Annotated in this window: 18 protein-coding genes; 3 read left to right on the top strand and 15 right to left on the bottom strand. The window is 47.1% G+C overall.

Going from position 1 to position 16665, the window contains the following annotated elements:
- Positions 1-2: 2 nt before the first annotated feature.
- The 3 genes from thiI to pomA form a co-directional block, all read right to left on the bottom strand.
- Positions 3-1454: a tRNA uracil 4-sulfurtransferase ThiI gene (gene thiI, locus DEU30_RS05840; protein WP_114981701.1), complete on the bottom strand. Its 1452-nt coding sequence runs from the start codon at positions 1452-1454 to the stop codon at positions 3-5.
- A gap of 66 nt (positions 1455-1520) precedes the next feature.
- Positions 1521-2459, bottom strand: a complete 939-nt coding sequence (locus DEU30_RS05835) for a flagellar motor protein MotB (protein ID WP_110014127.1) — start codon at positions 2457-2459, stop codon at positions 1521-1523.
- Positions 2460-2461: 2 nt separating this feature from the next.
- A complete protein-coding gene (gene pomA, locus DEU30_RS05830; protein WP_114981700.1) occupies positions 2462-3229 on the bottom strand; it encodes a flagellar motor protein PomA in 768 nt (255 codons plus the stop codon).
- A gap of 202 nt (positions 3230-3431) precedes the next feature.
- Here pomA and DEU30_RS05825 point away from each other — a divergent pair, with 202 nt between their 5' ends.
- Genes DEU30_RS05825 through dxs form a run of 3 tightly spaced genes read left to right on the top strand, consistent with a single transcriptional unit; the run spans position 3432 to position 6413 of the window.
- Complete coding sequence (locus DEU30_RS05825; RefSeq protein ID WP_011235364.1) at positions 3432-3668, top strand: exodeoxyribonuclease VII small subunit; 237 nt, start codon at positions 3432-3434, stop codon at positions 3666-3668.
- Positions 3665-4552, top strand: a complete 888-nt coding sequence (locus tag DEU30_RS05820; protein WP_011235365.1) for a farnesyl diphosphate synthase — start codon at positions 3665-3667, stop codon at positions 4550-4552. The genes DEU30_RS05825 and DEU30_RS05820 overlap by 4 nt, the downstream gene beginning before the upstream one ends.
- A 4-nt stretch (positions 4553-4556) precedes the next feature.
- Positions 4557-6413, top strand: coding sequence for a 1-deoxy-D-xylulose-5-phosphate synthase (dxs, locus tag DEU30_RS05815; RefSeq protein WP_114981699.1), 1857 nt, complete (start codon positions 4557-4559; stop codon positions 6411-6413).
- Between the two features lie 25 nt (positions 6414-6438).
- Here dxs and DEU30_RS05810 read toward each other — a convergent pair whose 3' ends face one another.
- From DEU30_RS05810 to DEU30_RS05755, 12 genes are all read right to left on the bottom strand, one after another.
- The gene (locus DEU30_RS05810) at positions 6439-6921 is read right to left on the bottom strand and encodes a phosphatidylglycerophosphatase A (RefSeq protein WP_011235367.1); all 483 of its coding nucleotides are present in this window, start codon (positions 6919-6921) and stop codon (positions 6439-6441) included.
- A 23-nt stretch (positions 6922-6944) separates the two neighbouring features.
- Positions 6945-7940 carry a thiamine-phosphate kinase gene (gene thiL, locus DEU30_RS05805; protein WP_114981698.1) on the bottom strand — a complete coding sequence of 332 codons (996 nt, stop codon included), beginning with the start codon at positions 7938-7940 and terminating at the stop codon, positions 6945-6947.
- A gap of 3 nt (positions 7941-7943) precedes the next feature.
- Positions 7944-8363, bottom strand: coding sequence for a transcription antitermination factor NusB (nusB, locus tag DEU30_RS05800; protein ID WP_011235369.1), 420 nt, complete (start codon positions 8361-8363; stop codon positions 7944-7946).
- A 10-nt stretch (positions 8364-8373) separates the two neighbouring features.
- Positions 8374-8838, bottom strand: coding sequence for a 6,7-dimethyl-8-ribityllumazine synthase (gene ribE, locus DEU30_RS05795; RefSeq protein WP_011235370.1), 465 nt, complete (start codon positions 8836-8838; stop codon positions 8374-8376).
- A 55-nt stretch (positions 8839-8893) separates the two neighbouring features.
- Positions 8894-9544: a GNAT family N-acetyltransferase gene (locus DEU30_RS05790; protein ID WP_227016322.1), complete on the bottom strand. Its 651-nt coding sequence runs from the start codon at positions 9542-9544 to the stop codon at positions 8894-8896.
- Complete coding sequence (locus tag DEU30_RS05785; RefSeq protein ID WP_011235372.1) at positions 9538-10140, bottom strand: 1-acyl-sn-glycerol-3-phosphate acyltransferase; 603 nt, start codon at positions 10138-10140, stop codon at positions 9538-9540. The genes DEU30_RS05790 and DEU30_RS05785 overlap by 7 nt, the downstream gene beginning before the upstream one ends.
- Before the next feature lie 4 nt (positions 10141-10144).
- Positions 10145-11029 (bottom strand): DUF3014 domain-containing protein, encoded by an 885-nt coding sequence (locus tag DEU30_RS05780; protein WP_011235373.1) that lies wholly within the window; start codon positions 11027-11029, stop codon positions 10145-10147.
- 11 nt (positions 11030-11040) lie between these two features.
- Positions 11041-11817, bottom strand: a complete 777-nt coding sequence (gene yaaA / locus DEU30_RS05775; RefSeq protein WP_011235374.1) for a peroxide stress protein YaaA — start codon at positions 11815-11817, stop codon at positions 11041-11043.
- Positions 11818-11850: 33 nt separating this feature from the next.
- On the bottom strand, positions 11851-12798 hold the full coding sequence (secF, locus tag DEU30_RS05770; protein WP_011235375.1) for a protein translocase subunit SecF: 948 nt from the start codon (positions 12796-12798) through the stop codon (positions 11851-11853).
- A gap of 8 nt (positions 12799-12806) precedes the next feature.
- The gene (gene secD, locus DEU30_RS05765; protein WP_114981697.1) at positions 12807-14651 is read right to left on the bottom strand and encodes a protein translocase subunit SecD; all 1845 of its coding nucleotides are present in this window, start codon (positions 14649-14651) and stop codon (positions 12807-12809) included.
- A gap of 28 nt (positions 14652-14679) precedes the next feature.
- Complete coding sequence (gene yajC / locus DEU30_RS05760) at positions 14680-15015, bottom strand: preprotein translocase subunit YajC (protein WP_011235377.1); 336 nt, start codon at positions 15013-15015, stop codon at positions 14680-14682.
- 138 nt (positions 15016-15153) lie between these two features.
- Positions 15154-16665 (bottom strand): sigma 54-interacting transcriptional regulator, encoded by a 1512-nt coding sequence (locus DEU30_RS05755; protein WP_114981696.1) that lies wholly within the window; start codon positions 16663-16665, stop codon positions 15154-15156.

Here is a 16665-nt window from a genome sequence, read left to right as displayed (position 1 = left end):
AATTAGGGCTTATAAACCGATACGTTGTTATAACCATTTTCGTGCAATAACAAAGCCTGCATCCGGCTCATAATTCCTTGATCACAGTACAGCAAGTATTCCCGGCTTTGATCCAGTTCAGCAAACTGAGAGGCTAACTTGAAAAATGGAATTTCAATAACCTCAACTTCTACTGACAAGGGTGCTGCTTCAATTTCTTCATCGTTTCGAATATCTATGATGGTTGTGTCGGTACTGAGTTCCGTCGTGGTATCCGGCAGTGCCAGTTCTGCGTCTGTTTGCGTCGCTATATCCTGCATGCTCAGTACATTTGACGCCCGCACCACCTGATCGAGTAAATCTTTGTTAAGCTTCGCTTCTTCGGCTTCGATAACCGCCGGAATGGCTTTAACTGTGGGCTTATTAGAAATAACGCCACAATATTCAGGAATGGATTTAGCCAATGGTTCGGTGCCAATGCGCTTTGCCTCGTCCACAATTTCCTGTTTGTCTTTGGTTATTAGCGGGCGTAAAACTAATGCCGATGTAGCTTGATCGATCACCCTCAGATTAGACAGGGTCTGACTGGATACCTGCCCCATAGCTTCACCCGTTACCAGCGCCTGCGCTTTCACATAACGAGCGACTTTATCCGCAGCCCGCAGCATTTGCCGTTTTAGCACAACACCCATCTGGCCGTTATCGACGTTTGTCAGAATGTCATCAACAATAGGGGCAAAATCAACACTAATAAACTTAATGGGGTGCGAGGAGCTGTAGCGCTTCCACAAATAATAGGCTATTTGACGCACAGCCACTTCATGGGCGTCGCCGCCTAAATTAAAAAAGCAAAAGTGAGTCCGCGCGCCGCGCCGGATAAAATCATAGGTTGCAACACCAGAATCAAAACCACCACTTAACAATGACAGCACGGTTTCCTGAGTAGGAATAGGAAAACCACCTAAGCCATTCACTCGCTCCCCAACCAAATGAACAATCTGATTAGTAATTTGCAGCGCAATGTCCAGGTCCGGATTAGAAAGGTTTACAGAAGTATCCGGAACACGCTCCAGCAAATAACCACCAACATAGCGTTCTAACTGCTGTGAATTAAATTCGTGGTTACCTTTACGTTTAACCCGCATAGCAAAACTTTTTCCCGGTAAACGCTTTAACCAGTGCTCACCAACTAACTCGGCAATAGCATCAAAATCGGTTAGCGGCCGCTCTATAACTTCGGCAAACCAGGAAATACCGGGGGTGTTTTGCAGAATCTCTTTGATTTCACTACGCACCTGAGAGTCGTCGCCATCAGCAGAAACTTCGATGCGATCCCACAGCCATTTGACGTATATCGAGTCATCGACCGGAGCCAGAATTTTACGCAGGTTATTGGTCAGTACTTTACCGTAACGCTTACGAACAGAACGGCTTTTAATGGTAATTTCAGCGTGCAGGCGAACAACAAACTTCATAGCTAAATCGTCAAGTCTTTAGGAAAGTGGGCAATTATACGTGTCCTGCCCGGCAGAAACCAGCGCTCAGTCTATTACATCAACCGGGTCAGATTCTGCCGCTTTACCCTGCATGACCGATATTTCAACACGACGGTTTCGCTTACGGTTCTCTTCCGAGTTATTCGGCACCAACGGTTTAGTGTCGGAGTAACCCATAACCACCAGCCGATCTTCGCTAAAGCCATCCACTTTCAGCATTTCTTCCGCAACAGCAACGGCACGCTTACTGGAGAGATCCCAGTCTGATGAGTAGATTTCCGATACCAGCTTTTCATTATCACTATGGCCAGAAATAGTGACCTCACCCGGAATATCTTTCAGCGCCCCGGCGACTTGCTGAATAATAGGCCGGAACTGTGGCTGCAAAAATGCAGACCCCTCTGGGAATGAACCTTGTTCACGTATGCGAATAATAATTTGCTGACCGTGTTGCTCAAGCTCAATCGTACCGGCTTTAATCTCATTCTCAAGCTGCTGTTCGATACGACGCATAAGCTCCTTAGATACCTGCGTCATAGCTTCCGTATTTTCTGCCTTCGCCTCTTTTGCGTCTTCTGCGCTGTCAGATTCCTGACCGCCACGCTCGGTTTGCTGGCCACCGGCAAAATCGGACTCACCTTCCTGGAACTCCAGCATCTGCTGTGTCATTTCCACGGTCTGCTGCTGAATAGTTTCAATTGGCGTTGGTTCAGGCCGCCCGGGGCGGAATTCCTGGGCAATAACACTGGTACCCTTAGGAATGTCTTTCACTTCAATTTTATTCTGCACGCCCAAAGCGTACTTCATTGAACCGGCTATTTGCTTAAACTTCAGCACGTCCATTTCGGAGAAAGCCAACAACAGCACGAAGAAGCACATGAGCAAAGTCATGAGGTCGGCAAAGGTTGCCATCCACATGGGCAATCCCGCTGGCGGACAGTTGCAGTCCTCTTCTTCTTCGTCTCTGACTTTCTCTGAGGCCATAACTACTCGTCCTCATCCTCGTTACCAATACGCTTAGATTCAGCTAAGTAATTACGTAAAATACCTTCAATAACGCGAGGGTTCTGACCGTCCTGAATACCTAAAATGGCATCCAGTATCAATTGCCGGTTCAGCTTTTCCTGTTCGGCCCGTAGCACTAACTTATTAGCAATAGGAATGGCAATAACGTTGGCTAAAAAGGCACCATAAAGGGTGGTTAACAAAGCGACGGCCATGGCAGGGCCTATAGCTTTGGGGTCATCCATATTAGATAACATAGCAACCAGGCCAATTAGGGTACCAATCATACCCATAGCCGGTGCTACATCGCTCAGTATTTTGAATACCCGGGCGCCCTCTTCATGGCGGGCAAAGCTCATTTTTATGTCTTTCGACAAGGTTTGGCGGACAACTTCAGCATCGTGACCGTCAACCAGCATGTCTACGCCTTTACGAAAGAATTTGTTCGGAATTTCCGCTTCTTCAAGCGCCAGAAAACCACCTTTACGCGCAGAGTCGGCCATCTCAACAGCAGTATCGATAAGCTCTTGTGGATGTTCAATTTTAAAGAAAAACGCTTTAACGACCACTTTCCCCGTGCCCAGAAACTGGCCCAGAGAAAAGTTCGCTAAGGTTATAAATAATGAACCGCCGAATACGATAAAGAACGATTGGGTATCTAAAAACAGGGTTATGTCCCCACCCAGAACCATAGCAACGACGACAAAGCCGATGGCCCCTATAATTCCTAAGAGCGTTGCTATATCCACTCAGCCTTCCTCCCCGATTTGAGTTTTCATTTATGCTGTTGTGCTCATTCTTAAACAATCGCGTCGCGCTTACAAGCGACATCTGTTCATCTTACACAGGAATAATGAGATCATCGGCTGACATTCCGGATTCTTTATCGGATAATTAACTTTCATTCTATTAGCAATGCGGCTCATCAAAGATTTTAAGGCAGACTTAGCTATGGCAGACGAACAGAAACAGCAATCTTTCGAACAGGCTCTGGAGCAGCTAGAGCAACTGGTTAATGAACTGGAACAAGGCGACTTACCGCTTGAGCAATCGCTGAAAAAATTCGAACAAGCCATTGCCTTGTCACGTTCCAGCCAGCAACAATTGCAGCAGGCTGAGCAAAAAGTGACAACTTTGTTGGCTGAACAGCAATCTGGAAATGATGAAAGCAATGGAGAACTGATGTGACGATTAACTCGTTAACAGCAGCAACACGAGAACAAGTCGATTCATTCTTAAAGCAAGCGCTCGCGCAGTTAACCCTGAACCCGCGTCTGAACCAGGCCATGCAGCACGGAGTGTTAATGGGCGGAAAACGTATTCGCCCCTATCTGCTGGTGACCGTTGCCGATATTTGTGGCGCCAATAAGAATGACGCTCTGCAAGCCGCTGCCGCTGTTGAGTTGATACATGCTTATTCTTTAATTCATGACGACTTGCCAGCAATGGATGATGACGATTTACGCCGTGGTCAGCCGACTTGCCACATTGCTTACGACGAGGCGACAGCGATTTTAGCCGGAGATGCGCTACAGACACTGGCTTTCGAAGTCTTAACCGAAAACCGTATGGAACAATTACCCAGTGAACGACAGCTGCAATTAGTTCAGGTACTGGCTAAAGCCAGCGGTGCCCGCGGCATGTGTGCAGGTCAGGCAATAGACTTACAGGCAACAGCTAAAATCGTCACTGAAGACGCACTAGAGCAAATGCATTTAAGTAAAACCGGCGCGTTGATAACCGCCGCCGCCACTATGGGTGTATTGTGTGGTAATGACAATGCGCAACAATGGCGGGAAAAGTTTGAGCAGTTCGCTCATTATCTGGGGCTGGCATTTCAAGTACAGGATGATATCCTCGACGTAACAGGTAATACTGAAGCTCTGGGCAAACCTCAGGGGTCAGATACCGCGTCTGAAAAATCAACTTACGTGCGTTTGCTCGGTATTGAAGGTGCTCAGCAACGCCTGCAAAACTTACACCATAAAGCACTACAGTCGTTAAGCGATATCCCTTACAATACAGACAGACTTGAACAATTTTCCGACTTGCTGTTAAAGCGGGACCACTAACTGAATGACTCAACAATATCCGTTACTTGATAAAATTAACTCCCCCGCTGACCTGCGCCGTTTACCGCGGACGCAATTGCCGGAACTGTGCGCAGAAATTAGACAGTTTTTATTAACCTCAGTGAGCCAAAGCAGCGGCCACCTCGCGTCAGGTTTAGGCACCGTAGAGCTTACGGTTGCCCTGCATTATGTGTATCACACACCAGAAGATAAGCTGGTTTGGGACGTTGGCCATCAGGCTTACCCACATAAAATTCTGACCGGGCGTAAACAACGGTTGCACTCTATTCGTCAAAAAGACGGGCTTCACCCTTTTCCCTGGCGCGAAGAGAGTGAATACGATGTGCTCTCAGTCGGGCATTCAAGTACGTCTATATCAGCAGCGTTAGGCATGGCGGTAGCAGCGCAAAGGCAAAGTCTACGACAAAAAGTCGTCTCTATTATCGGCGACGGTGCAATGACCGCCGGTATGGCATTTGAAGCCATGAATCATGCTGGTGATATAAAACCAGATATGTTGGTGGTGCTGAACGACAATGACATGTCTATTTCAGAAAACGTTGGTGCTCTGAACCATCATTTCGCGCGCTTATTGTCTGGTCGTTTTTATACCTCGCTGCGGGAAGGCAGCAAAAAATTACTCAGCCCGCTGCCTCATATTCGTCATTTTGCCAGCCGTGCCGAAGAACATATGAAGGGCATGATGGCACCGGGCACTATTTTTGAAGAGCTGGGGTTCAATTACATAGGCCCGATAGACGGCCATGATGTTGATACTCTGGTTGATACGTTATCGAACATGCGCAGTTTAGGCGGCCCGCAGTTGCTGCACATTGTGACGCAAAAAGGCAAAGGTTACCGACCTGCAGAGAAAGATCCTATTGGTTACCATGGCGTGCCAAAGTTTGATCCCAAAGAGTCCAGCCTGCCTGAGAAAGCACCGGGTATTCCCAGCTATTCTGAAATTTTTGGCCAATGGCTGTGCGATACCGCAAGTAATGACAAGTCGCTAATGGCAATAACACCGGCGATGCGTGAAGGTTCCGGTATGGTGACGTTTTCACAGCAATATCCACAACAGTACTTTGACGTGGCTATAGCTGAACAGCACAGTGTGACTTACGCAGCGGGCCTGGCTATTTCAGGACTGAAACCGGTTGTCGCCATTTACTCCACCTTTTTACAGCGCGGTTATGATCAGCTCATTCACGATGTCGCTCTGCAAAACCTTGATGTGCTCTTCGCCATTGACCGTGCCGGTATTGTCGGTGCCGATGGCCCCACTCACCAGGGCGCATTTGACTTAAGTTACCTTCGTTGCATACCTAATATGGTGGTAATGGCTCCCAGTAATGAACAAGAGTGTCTGGACATGCTAACCACCGGGTATCAGTACAAAGGTCCGGCAGCAGTTCGTTATCCCCGTGGAGCCGGTGTTGGTCTGGAGCTTCGTAAGGGTAAAGTTATTGATATAGGAAAAGCTCAAACCCTTACTGAGGGGCAGAATATTGCTTTCCTTAATTTTGGTACCCTGCTGCCGGAAGTGGAAGCAGCGGCAGCCAAATTTAATGCCACCGTTGTCGATATGCGTTTCATAAAACCTCTGGACACAGCTTGTCTGGACCAGTTAATGACAACCCATTCAGTGCTGGTAACTGTAGAGGAAAATGTCATAGCAGGCGGCGCAGGCAGTGCCGTGAGCGAATACGTAGCCCAACACAAAGCAAGCCCGCAAGTGTTAACAATAGGCTTACCGGACGAGTTTATTAAACATGGTTCGCAAGGTGAAGTTCGTGCCGAACTGGGTCTGGATGCCGCAGGTATTGAGCGGCAGGTGAATGACTTTATAAAAAAAAGCTGAAGTATATGGCAAGGTCAGGTTTGCTTTAGCCCAGCAGACCTGACAACCACCAACCTAAATGCAGTAATACTGCCGAGAAAATCCCCGCCAGCACGTCATCCATCATAATACCATTGCCGCCGCTTAGCTTTTTATCTGCCCAGCCAATTGGGCCTGGTTTCCATATATCAAAAATGCGGAACAACACAAAGGCCGCCAGCAACCAAAATGGCTCTACAGGCAGTGCGAACATGGCAACGGCATAGCCAACTATTTCATCCCAGACAATTGAAGGGTGGTCGTGCTCACCCATTGCCTTAGCGGTATACTGGCATATCCAAATACCGGCCAGCGTCATTACCACCAGAGCCAGCAAATATTCCCACCAATTAAGTGGAGCTAATAAAAAAACGGCCGGAATACCAATAAGTGTTCCAAAGGTACCCGGCGCTTTAGGAGCAAGACCGGAGCCAAAACCCAACGCAAGCCAATGTATGGGGTTAAACCATGAAAGTTTCGCATGAGACATGGACTTGTGGCTCCTTAAATCTCTTATTTAGTGGCTTCGTTCTGCGGAAAGTGATTAAAGCTACTATAACCCTCAGCCAGCAACCAGTCTTCGCCATTATAGCGCAACTGAATGTCACCGGATTCACCGTTCGCTACACGACCAATACATACCGGTCGGGTCTTAAGGTGCGTGGTTAAGGTTTCCATACGCCCCCGATGTTCCTCGGGCAAGGTAAAGCAAAGCTCGTAGTCGTCTCCGGCGGTCAAAGCCAAAGCAAGTGCGTCATCCACCTGAAGTGTTTCGGTTAACGCCAGTGACAGCGGCAGCTTTTCCAGTTCCAGTTGCGCCTGAGTGCCTGCTTCTGTCATTAAATGCCGTAAATCGGCCAGCAGACCGTCAGAAATATCAATGCAGGAACTTGCTACGCCTCGCAGACTTTGCCCTAAAGCGACTCTGGGGGTGGGGTAATGCAGGCGCTCTATCACCTGCTGCAAATGTCGTCCGGTTGTGCTCACTTTATTTTGCGTAACCTGCAAGCCTAGGCCAGCATCACCTAAAGAGCCGCTGACATAAATCCAGTCGCCCGCCTTTGCCCCGGAACGCGGTATCGCGCTGCCCGAAGGCAGTTGTCCATGAGCTGTAATAGTTATTGTCAGCGGGCCTTTGGTTGTGTCGCCGCCAATTAACTGGCAATCGTAATAACTGCAAATTTCATCCAGGCCACCACTAAATTCCTGTAGCCAGTCTTCGTCCATACGAGGAAGCGTCAAAGCCAGACTGATCCAGCACGGCTGAGCGCCCATAGCCGCTAAGTCGCTTAAGTTCACGGCAACACTTTTATGACCAATAGCACGGGGTGGTGTGGTCATATCAAAATGCACACCTTCAACCAGAGTATCGGTAACAATGACCAGGTCATGCTCAGGCATTGGCCGGACAACAGCGCCGTCATCTCCAATGCCCATAGCAACATCGCCCCGTTTTGCGGAGCGATGAGTGAAGTATTCATTAATTAGCGAAAATTCATCGCGGGGCATAAGTTACTGCCTGGTTGGGCGGAAAGTGTCTACTGCTTTATCGAGTACGCCGTTGACAAAACGATGGCTTTCATCGGCACCAAAAGATTTAGCCAGCTCTATTGCTTCGTTGATAGCCACTTTATAGGGTACATCAACGCGTTCACGCAACTCATAAGCCGCCAGTCGAAGAACAGCCAGTTCAATAGGGTCAAGCTCTTTAATCGGTCTGTCTAAAAACGGTTCCAGCGCTTCATCCAGTGTCCGGTAATGCCCGCCAACACCACGGACTAACTCTAAAAAGTAGTCAACGTCCACTTTGCTGGTGTCATTTTCCGTTAAAAATTGAGCCTCAATATCGCTAAAGCTGTTTTGCGATAGCTGCCATGAGTAAATTGCTTGCACGGCCAACTTGCGGGCCTTTCTTCTTGCTGCGGGTTTCATTTGAAGTATCTCAGAGTTGTTTCAGTACATTGACCATTTCAAGCGCGCTTAATGCGGCTTCCGAGCCTTTATTTCCGGCTTTAGAACCACTGCGCTCAATGGCTTGTTCCAGCGTATCGGTAGTGATAACACCAAATGCGACAGGTAAATCAAACTCGGTCGCAACCCGGCCTAAACCACTATTACATTCACCGGCAACAAACTCGAAGTGTGGTGTTCCACCGCGAATAACCGCACCGACCGCAATAATTGCGTCATACTTACCAGAGCTGGCCAGACGTTTCGCCGTTACCGGCATTTCATAAGCACCGGGAACACGCACAACGGTTATATCGTCGTCCGCTACTTCGCCATAATGCTTTAATGTCTGCACAGCACCGTCTAATAAGCTTTCAACCATAAAATGGTTAAAGCGAGAAACGATAATGGCAAACTTTTTACCAGCCGCGTTTATTCCACCTTCAATTACCTGCATGAGTTTTCCTTATTAACCGTTCGTTAATTGCGCGCGATCATAGCACAATGTGGGGCTATTTGCGTGAAATTGAGTAGGAGAAATACCTTTCCTGGGCATCTAAGTCACGACCCAGCGAGCGGGCACTACTGCTTTCCAGTAGCTGCAACGCTGTTTCGTTATTTTCTGATACCGGAAGCAGCACTTGCCGCCAGGGCCAACTTGCTTCCAGCCAGTCTTTTAAAAGCACAAAAAAATCGTTATGCAAGTTATCGTCAATGGCAGATTCTAAAAGCCACCAACTGACCTCAGCATTATAAGCACTGCGTGAAATGCCGTTTTTTTCTTGTCTACTGGCAGCCACCGGTACCATATAAACGGCTCCAATAATGGACTTATCTGCCTTATCAATCACCAAATAAGTAAAAGCTGTTTGCGCTTTTGCCTGCTCCAAGTGGTAATTCACCATGGTTTCGTTTTGCTGAAGAGTGCTTTTTTCAGATGGCCAGGACCATCCCAGTCGCTTATAAAGCCACTTCTGCGACGTCATATAGCTGTGAAAGAAACGCTCGGCATCAGAGCTTTTAAGAGGACGAATAATTAAGCTATTACCTTCGGCATATTCGGGGACAACCCATTCTTTTTGCCAGAAGTCTGCGGCTACTGCCACATTAAATAGCGGCAGTATTAACAGGAGCAGAAAACTACGAAAAAGCGTTCTCAACACGCTTCTCCATGCTTACCGTGCGCATGCTCAAAATAAGATTTAACCCGGGCGAGCTCTTTTTCCAGTTCATCGCCAATCATCAGCGCGGGGCCTATATCGATAGCTTTACGTGCATAGTCAAAAGCTATGGGGACAACAGGGACACGAGCTTGCTGTGCCATATGTAAAAAGCCTTTTTTCCACTCTTTTACACGCTTTCTTGTGCCTTCAGGAGTTATCACTAGAATCAGTTCATTTTTCTCCCGAAACTCCCTCACCATATTTCCAACAACACCATTTGCGCTGCTTCTGTCTATGGGGAGACCGCCCAGTTTGGTTAACAAACCTTTCAGCGGAAAACGGAACAGACTGCTCTTAGCTAAATAATTCAGCTTTAACCCCATAGCTAGCATGACGCAGGCTCCAACCGGGAAGTCCCAGTTAGATGTGTGCGGCGCAACCGGAAGAATCGCTTTTCTCACGTGAGGCATTTCGCCATTAATTTTCCAGCCGCCCAGTACACGTAAGCCCAAACGACCTACCCAGCGCAAAAACCGGTTATGGCTAACAGGGAATTCGCCTTTAACAAATTCCGGAATTACTTGTTTATCGGTCATAAAATTACTGTAGTACCCGTCTTATCTCGCGTAATTTTTCTTTCACTCGCTTAATGTTTTCAGGGCCCATGCGAATCAGTTGTTTCTGCGCTGCAGGCAATGACTCATAAGACTCGTTAGCAAAAGTATACATAACGCTGTCGTCTTTTACCTGAACCAATCCCTCCGGAACCGGAGTATCAAGCATAACATTAATGGCTTCTATCAAGGTGTCATCAAAGTCTGACTCCGGATAGCCAATTTCTGCGTAGGCTTCTTGCACTAAAGGCTTAAATAACTCATAGTTTTCTGCCAGTGCGTCAGGTTGCAAACTTACAAACCAGTCAACTAAAGCGTCGTATCGGCGATAGCTGCTTTCATCAATATAAAGTTCACCATCTACCTCCAGCACACTAAAACGACCGTCGGGACGCTGAACAATAGTCCGTTCACGAACAATGCTGCCGTTGCTGATATTGTCCATCAGCACAACTGCGTCACGAATAATCTGAGAGCTTTTTAATGGACGAATGTTAACGTCGGTTGAGTCAAGATTCTGAAGCACCGTTGGTGTGCTATTGTCCAGCTCTGGCAAGGCAATAGGTTCGGGCTCAGGTTCAGCAGGCTCTTGTTCCGGTTCAGATTCTGGTTCGGTTGGAATCGGTTCTGGCTCAATTTCAGGCTCAGGTTCTTCAGACTCTTGTTCATAACCCTCAACCTGAACTTCTGTTGATTGCTGCTGATCAACCTCTACCGTTTCGGTTTGTTGCTTCTTGTCTTCAGAAGCCGGCAGCCACCACCATACTATGGCAGCGATAACCGCCAGCACAATAAGCGTAACAACAACCCAAGTCGTTTTGCGACTCGCTTCTTCTGTTGCCGTTGATGTTTCAACCTGATCGTCACTCATTGTGCGCTCCTTTATTTTTGCTCAGCACGACAAAAAACCAATTGTTTATCGCTGGACATAGCTTCATTGAAACTATAGCCATTTGCATCGAATTCTTTTAGATCAGACACGGATTTTGGCTTTTGGTTCAGGATAAATCGCGCCATTAGTCCCCGCGCCTTCTTGGCATAGAAACTGATGACTTTATATTGACCATTTTTTTCATCTTTAAACACTGGAGTAATAATATCCGCATTAAGCACTTTTGGCTTGACCGCCGAGAAATACTCATTAGAAGCTAAGTTCACTAAAGTTGAGCTACCCAGCTCAGCCAAGTCTTTATTGAGCATCTGCGTAATGCTATCGCCCCAGTATTCATATAGGTTTTTGCCTTTTGGATTATCCAGCTTGGTACCCATTTCTAATCGGTAAGGCTGCATCAAATCCAGTGGTCTTAAAACACCATAAAGACCAGACAAAATCCGCAATTGTTTTTGTGCCGTACCTATGGCCTCTGAATTCAGGCTGGCAGCATCTAATCCGGTATAAACATCACCGTTAAATGCATACATAGCCGGGCGTGCATTGTTTTCATTAAAAGGCCGTTGCCATTCCTCAAAGCGAGCCGCATTCAAACCCGCCAGCTTGTCGCTAATCTTCATTAGCGACCCGAGTTGTTGCGGGCTTAATTGCCGACAAACCTCAACCAGTTCTTCGGCGTTATCCAGCAACCGTGGCTGAGTAACATTCAGTTCCGGTAAATCACTTTCGTAATCCAGGTTTTTAGCAGGTGAAACAACGGCCAACATGTCTATGCACTCCATTCAAATTATACCGTAAGACTAACCCAGCGGATCTTGATCCGCGCCTTCTTTTTCCACTTCTGGCGGCATTAAGTCGTCTCGGCTAACACCAAATTTCAGGGCTACAGAACTTGCGATATAAATGGATGAATAAGTACCAATAACCACACCAAATAATAACGCTGTAGCAAAACCATGAATTAATGGCCCACCCAGGAAGAACAAGGTCAATAACACGAGTATCGTTGTTATTGAAGTAATTAGCGTTCGACTCAACGTATCGGTTAATGCCCGGTTAACAGTTTGCACTGGGGTTAACTTAGCAAACTTACGGAAAGTTTCCCTAATTCGGTCGCAAACCACCACCGTATCGTTAATTGAGTAACCAATAACTGCCAGCAAGGCCGCTAAAACCGTTAGGTCAAACTCTAACTGCAATATGGAGAACAGCCCTAAGGTTAAAATAACATCGTGCGCTAACGCTGCCACAGCACCTACCGCTAAACGCCATTCAAAGCGCATCGCAATGTAAAGCAAAATACAGATTAAAGCGGTTAGCATAGCCAACCCGCCCTGCTCTATAAATTCGTCGCCCACATTTGGGCCAACAAATTCGATACGACGCATTTCAACGGTTTGGTCAAACTCGGTACGCAGAGACTCAAGTATTGTGGTACCCAGTTGCTCCGCTTTTACTCCTTCCCGAGGCTCCAGACGAATCAGTATCTCTTCCTGCGAGCCGTAGTTTTGAACTACTGCGTCACTGAATCCTTCTTCATCTAATGCGCCGCGAACACGACTTAAATCTGCCGCGCTATCAAAGCCAACTTCAAGTAAGGTTCCGCCAGTAAAGTCCAACCCAAAGTTGAGCTTATTGACTGACAACGAAACTATGGAAGCCACTACCAGTACTGCACTGATAATGCCCATAATTCCGCGGAAGCGCATGAAGGGAAGTCGTTCATCGGTTTTAATTATCTCTTGCATGGCTCCCCCTAAATAGACAGTTTAGACAGCTTTTTGCCGCCCCAAACTGAGTTAACAATGGCACGGGTTCCGACTATCGCAGTAAACATGGACGTTATAATCCCGATAGCAAGAGTGATAGCAAAGCCTTTAATAGGGCCGTTACCAATAGCAAACAAGATAAGCGCCGCAATCAGCGTGGTTACGTTTGCATCGGCAATGGTCGACAAGGCGCTGTCATAGCCGTGATGAATTGCCTGTTGAGGGCTTCGTTTGGCTTTTATTTCTTCGCGTATGCGCTCGAAAATAAGCACATTAGCATCTACTGCCATACCAACTGTCAGTACAATACCGGCCATACCCGGTAAGGTCAGCGTTGCGCCCGGAATCATCGACATCACGCCAATAATAAGCACCAGGTTTGCTGCCAGAGCACAGTTGGCAACCAGACCAAACTTTTTGTAGTACAACAACATGAAGGCAAGAACTAAAACAAAGCCCCAAAAAATAGCCTGAGTACCAGCATCAATGTTCTGCTGACCTAAGCTTGGCCCTACGGTACGTTCTTCGACAATTTGAATAGGGGCAATCAATGCGCCAGCGCGAAGTAACAAAGTAAGGCTTTTAGCTTCCTGAGCGCCGACGCCGGTTATACGGAAGCTACTAGGCAAACGTGATTGAATAGTCGCCACGTTAATAACTTCCGCGTTCTTTGTGAACTGTAAGTTACCCTCTTCATCGCGCTCGTCTGTGGCTTTATACTCAATAAAGACTGTCGCCATTGCTTTACCGACATTGTCTTTAGTTGCTAAGGACATTTTGTTACCGCCAGCACCATCCAGGGTAATATTAACCTGCGGGCGGTTGTACTCGTCGTAACCAACGCTGGCGTTCACTATGTGATCACCCGTAACAATAACTTCTTCTTTCAGCAATTGAGCAGGACCATCGCGCATTGGCATTAACTCGCTACCAAAAGGTACCCGACCGTTCTGGGCGTCACGCACATCGTTCTCGGAATCAACCATACGGAACTCCAGCGTTGCTGTAGCCCCTAAAATCTCTTTCGCTCTTGCTGTATCCTGTACACCAGGTAATTCCACCACAATGCGGTTTGAACCCTGACGCTGGATAACCGGCTCGGCAACACCTAATTCGTTAACCCGGTTACGCATAATGGTAATATTTTGAGATACTGCGTAATCGCGTGTTTCAGCAAGCTTTTGCTCGCTCATCTGTAGTTGCAGCAGTTGGTTTTCATCGTCTTCCAGAAGCGTATACCCCTGATAACGACCATCCAGATACTCAGCAGCTTCGGCGTAAGCTTCTTCATTACGAAGTTCAATTTCAACCGTCGTGTCATTAACGCGAACAGCACTGTAACGAATACGCTCTTCACGAAGTTCGGCACGAATCGTGTCCTTCATACCATCGACAATTTTATGGACGGCTTCGTCCATGTCGATTTCCATCAAGAAGTGCACACCACCGCGTAAATCCAGCCCTAACTTCATTGGCTGAGCGCCAACACTTTTCAACCACTCGGGTGTTGCTGGAGCAAGGTTTAAAGCGACTATGTAGTTGTCACCTAAACTCCCCATGATAGCTTCACGAGCTTCTAATTGCTCATCATCGGAGTTAAGTCGAACTAAAAGCTGCTCTTCTTCTAGAGCAATGCTTTTGGGTTGTATGCCAACGTTTTCCAGACTGCTCTTTACGCGATCCATGGTGCTGGTATCGATGGTCGCATTTCGGTTTGCGGAAATTTGAACTGCTGGATCTTCACCGTAAATGTTTGGCAGCGCATAAAGCGCTGCCACCAATACGACAAAAATAACCAGCAGATTTTTCCACAACGGGTATTTATTTAACACGTCGTGCCCCTGTTTCTAATGTCAGAGATTAGAGAGACTTCATTGTTCCTTTCGGAAGAACGGAAGTCACAGAACCTTTCTGAATGGTTACTTCAAGCTCGTCAGTTAAAGCAATAACGAGAAAGTCTTTGTCTTCGCTTACTTTAGTGATTTTACCGACCAAACCACCTTGAGTCAGCACTTCATCACCCTTGCTCAAAGCACCCATCAGCTCTTTATGCTGCTTGACACGTTTTGCTTGTGGACGATAAATCATGAAGTAAAAAATTAACGCAAACATGACCAGCATGAAAATCAGTTCCATACCACCACTGCCTTGGCCGCCAGCGTCTTGCGCGTATGCTGAGCTAATAAAAAAGTCCATAAAATTCCCTCAGTTAATTTAAATTTATTATTAAATTTCGGATAACCATCTCACGATATGGGGACAGTTACTCCAGAATGCAATTCAATTTTTCTAAGGCGGCTATACTATCAGAAAGTTTAACGCCGCTCAGTATTATCAAATATCATATCCCAAACTTTTAAGCCGACGCCGTAAACCTATTTGAGATACCTGTAAATCCCACATCATTTTTTCAGTATCGGAACGGTTCTGCTCATAACTCTTTTTAATCTCTTCTTCGGATAAATCCTGCGCGGTACGAACCCCTTCAAAACGCTGAATAAGCTGATATACCGATGCCCGTGAGATGCCCAGAGCTTTTGCTGTGGCCTGAAGCTCAAACCGGCAGCTGCGCAAGGTTTCCAGTAACTCATCTCGACTAACACTGTTGGGCTTACGATGAACGCTGGTTTCATCTTCCCAATGCCCGGGGTTGCTCGGCTTAAGCATAGATAAAAGTTGTGGATCAAGGTGCAGTTGCTCTTGCTCACGGCTATCAATAACGACCTGCCGCGCTACGTTGCGCAACTGTCGTACATTACCCGGCCAATGAAAGGTCAGCAGTTGGCTCATCAATTCACCAGGAATTTTGACATCATGTGAGCGGTCAGCGTAGAGCTTACGCCACTGCTCACGTACAAAATAGTCGAATAACAAACCGATATCTTCACGGCGCTCGGTTAATGGCGGGATGAACAACTGATAAGCTGAAAGCTTTTCAATTAGCATGGACAGCGTTGAATTCTCTTCAAAGCCACGAGAGTCCTGATGACTGGTCAGCATAATACGGCAAGTAATTGGCAGCGTTTCCTCTGTACCAACAGGTACTACAGATTTGCTTTGTAGAACGGTATAAAGCAAACGGTGTAAGCCCGGCGAGGCATCCTCGATGTCTTCCAGCACAATAGTACCGCCACCGGCTTGCTCAAAATAGCCAGGTTGCCGGCTACCGCCTCGATAGCTACCAAATAATTCAGCTTCTGCAACTGCATCGTGTATGGCAGCCAGATTAACACTAATAAAAGGTTGTTCCCGACGTTCGCTGGCCTGATGAATCGCGTAGGCCGCCTGTTGTTTACCCACTCCGGCAGCACCTCTAATCATAACCGGCAAGTCCATCCCAGCCAGTTGAGCAACGCGATTCCGAATGGCACGAATATCCGAGCTAATACCAAACAGCACATCATTGTCATCTACCGAGGAGTCTTGCAGCGGCAATAATTTTAAAAGTAAAACGATGCGGTGGTTTAAGCCAATAACGACACCGTTATCCAAGTCACTTTCTTTCAGAATATATTCGTCCTGAGCACCACGTCCGGCAATAGTAACTGTTGTTTTGGTGCTATGCGCCTTTAGCTTAATACGGCCACCTGATTCGCGCTGAAAAATGATTGGAGAACGACTGATAAATTCATCAAGCAATGCTCTGCCAGCATTACCATTTTTGGCAAACTCAGGCTTTATCCGGCTTAGGTAGTCACTACCTTCGCTGTACAAATCCATTAACGCTGCGCGTTCACCAATCCGCGACCGGTCAGGATGCGCTGCGATCACTAACATTGGAACTCGTTGATAGCTACTAACGAGATCGTCAACTACATGTTTTGTCGTGTACTCGGTTGCACTCAT

Source organism: Idiomarina sp. 017G, from assembly GCF_004362265.1.
In the GTDB taxonomy this organism is placed as follows: domain Bacteria; phylum Pseudomonadota; class Gammaproteobacteria; order Enterobacterales; family Alteromonadaceae; genus Idiomarina; species Idiomarina loihiensis.
This window is presented reverse-complemented; position numbering and strand designations above follow the sequence as displayed.

Bases quoted from the DNA above. Each gene is read 5' to 3' on its own strand.
- thiI (WP_114981701.1), bottom strand. From the start codon at position 1,454: ATGAAGTTTGTTGTTCGCCTGCACGCTGAAATTACCATTAAAAGCCGT.
- DEU30_RS05835 (WP_110014127.1), bottom strand. From the start codon at position 2,459: ATGGCCTCAGAGAAAGTCAGAGACGAAGAAGAAGAGGACTGCAACTGT.
- DEU30_RS05825 (WP_011235364.1), top strand. From the start codon at position 3,432: ATGGCAGACGAACAGAAACAGCAATCTTTCGAACAGGCTCTGGAGCAG.
- dxs (WP_114981699.1), top strand. From the start codon at position 4,557: ATGACTCAACAATATCCGTTACTTGATAAAATTAACTCCCCCGCTGAC.
- DEU30_RS05810 (WP_011235367.1), bottom strand. From the start codon at position 6,921: ATGTCTCATGCGAAACTTTCATGGTTTAACCCCATACATTGGCTTGCG.
- thiL (WP_114981698.1), bottom strand. From the start codon at position 7,940: ATGCCCCGCGATGAATTTTCGCTAATTAATGAATACTTCACTCATCGC.
- nusB (WP_011235369.1), bottom strand. From the start codon at position 8,363: ATGAAACCCGCAGCAAGAAGAAAGGCCCGCAAGTTGGCCGTGCAAGCA.
- ribE (WP_011235370.1), bottom strand. From the start codon at position 8,838: ATGCAGGTAATTGAAGGTGGAATAAACGCGGCTGGTAAAAAGTTTGCC.
- DEU30_RS05785 (WP_011235372.1), bottom strand. From the start codon at position 10,140: ATGACCGATAAACAAGTAATTCCGGAATTTGTTAAAGGCGAATTCCCT.
- DEU30_RS05780 (WP_011235373.1), bottom strand. From the start codon at position 11,029: ATGAGTGACGATCAGGTTGAAACATCAACGGCAACAGAAGAAGCGAGT.
- yaaA (WP_011235374.1), bottom strand. From the start codon at position 11,817: ATGTTGGCCGTTGTTTCACCTGCTAAAAACCTGGATTACGAAAGTGAT.
- secF (WP_011235375.1), bottom strand. From the start codon at position 12,798: ATGCAAGAGATAATTAAAACCGATGAACGACTTCCCTTCATGCGCTTC.
- yajC (WP_011235377.1), bottom strand. From the start codon at position 15,015: ATGGACTTTTTTATTAGCTCAGCATACGCGCAAGACGCTGGCGGCCAA.
- DEU30_RS05755 (WP_114981696.1), bottom strand. From the start codon at position 16,665: ATGAGTGCAACCGAGTACACGACAAAACATGTAGTTGACGATCTCGTT.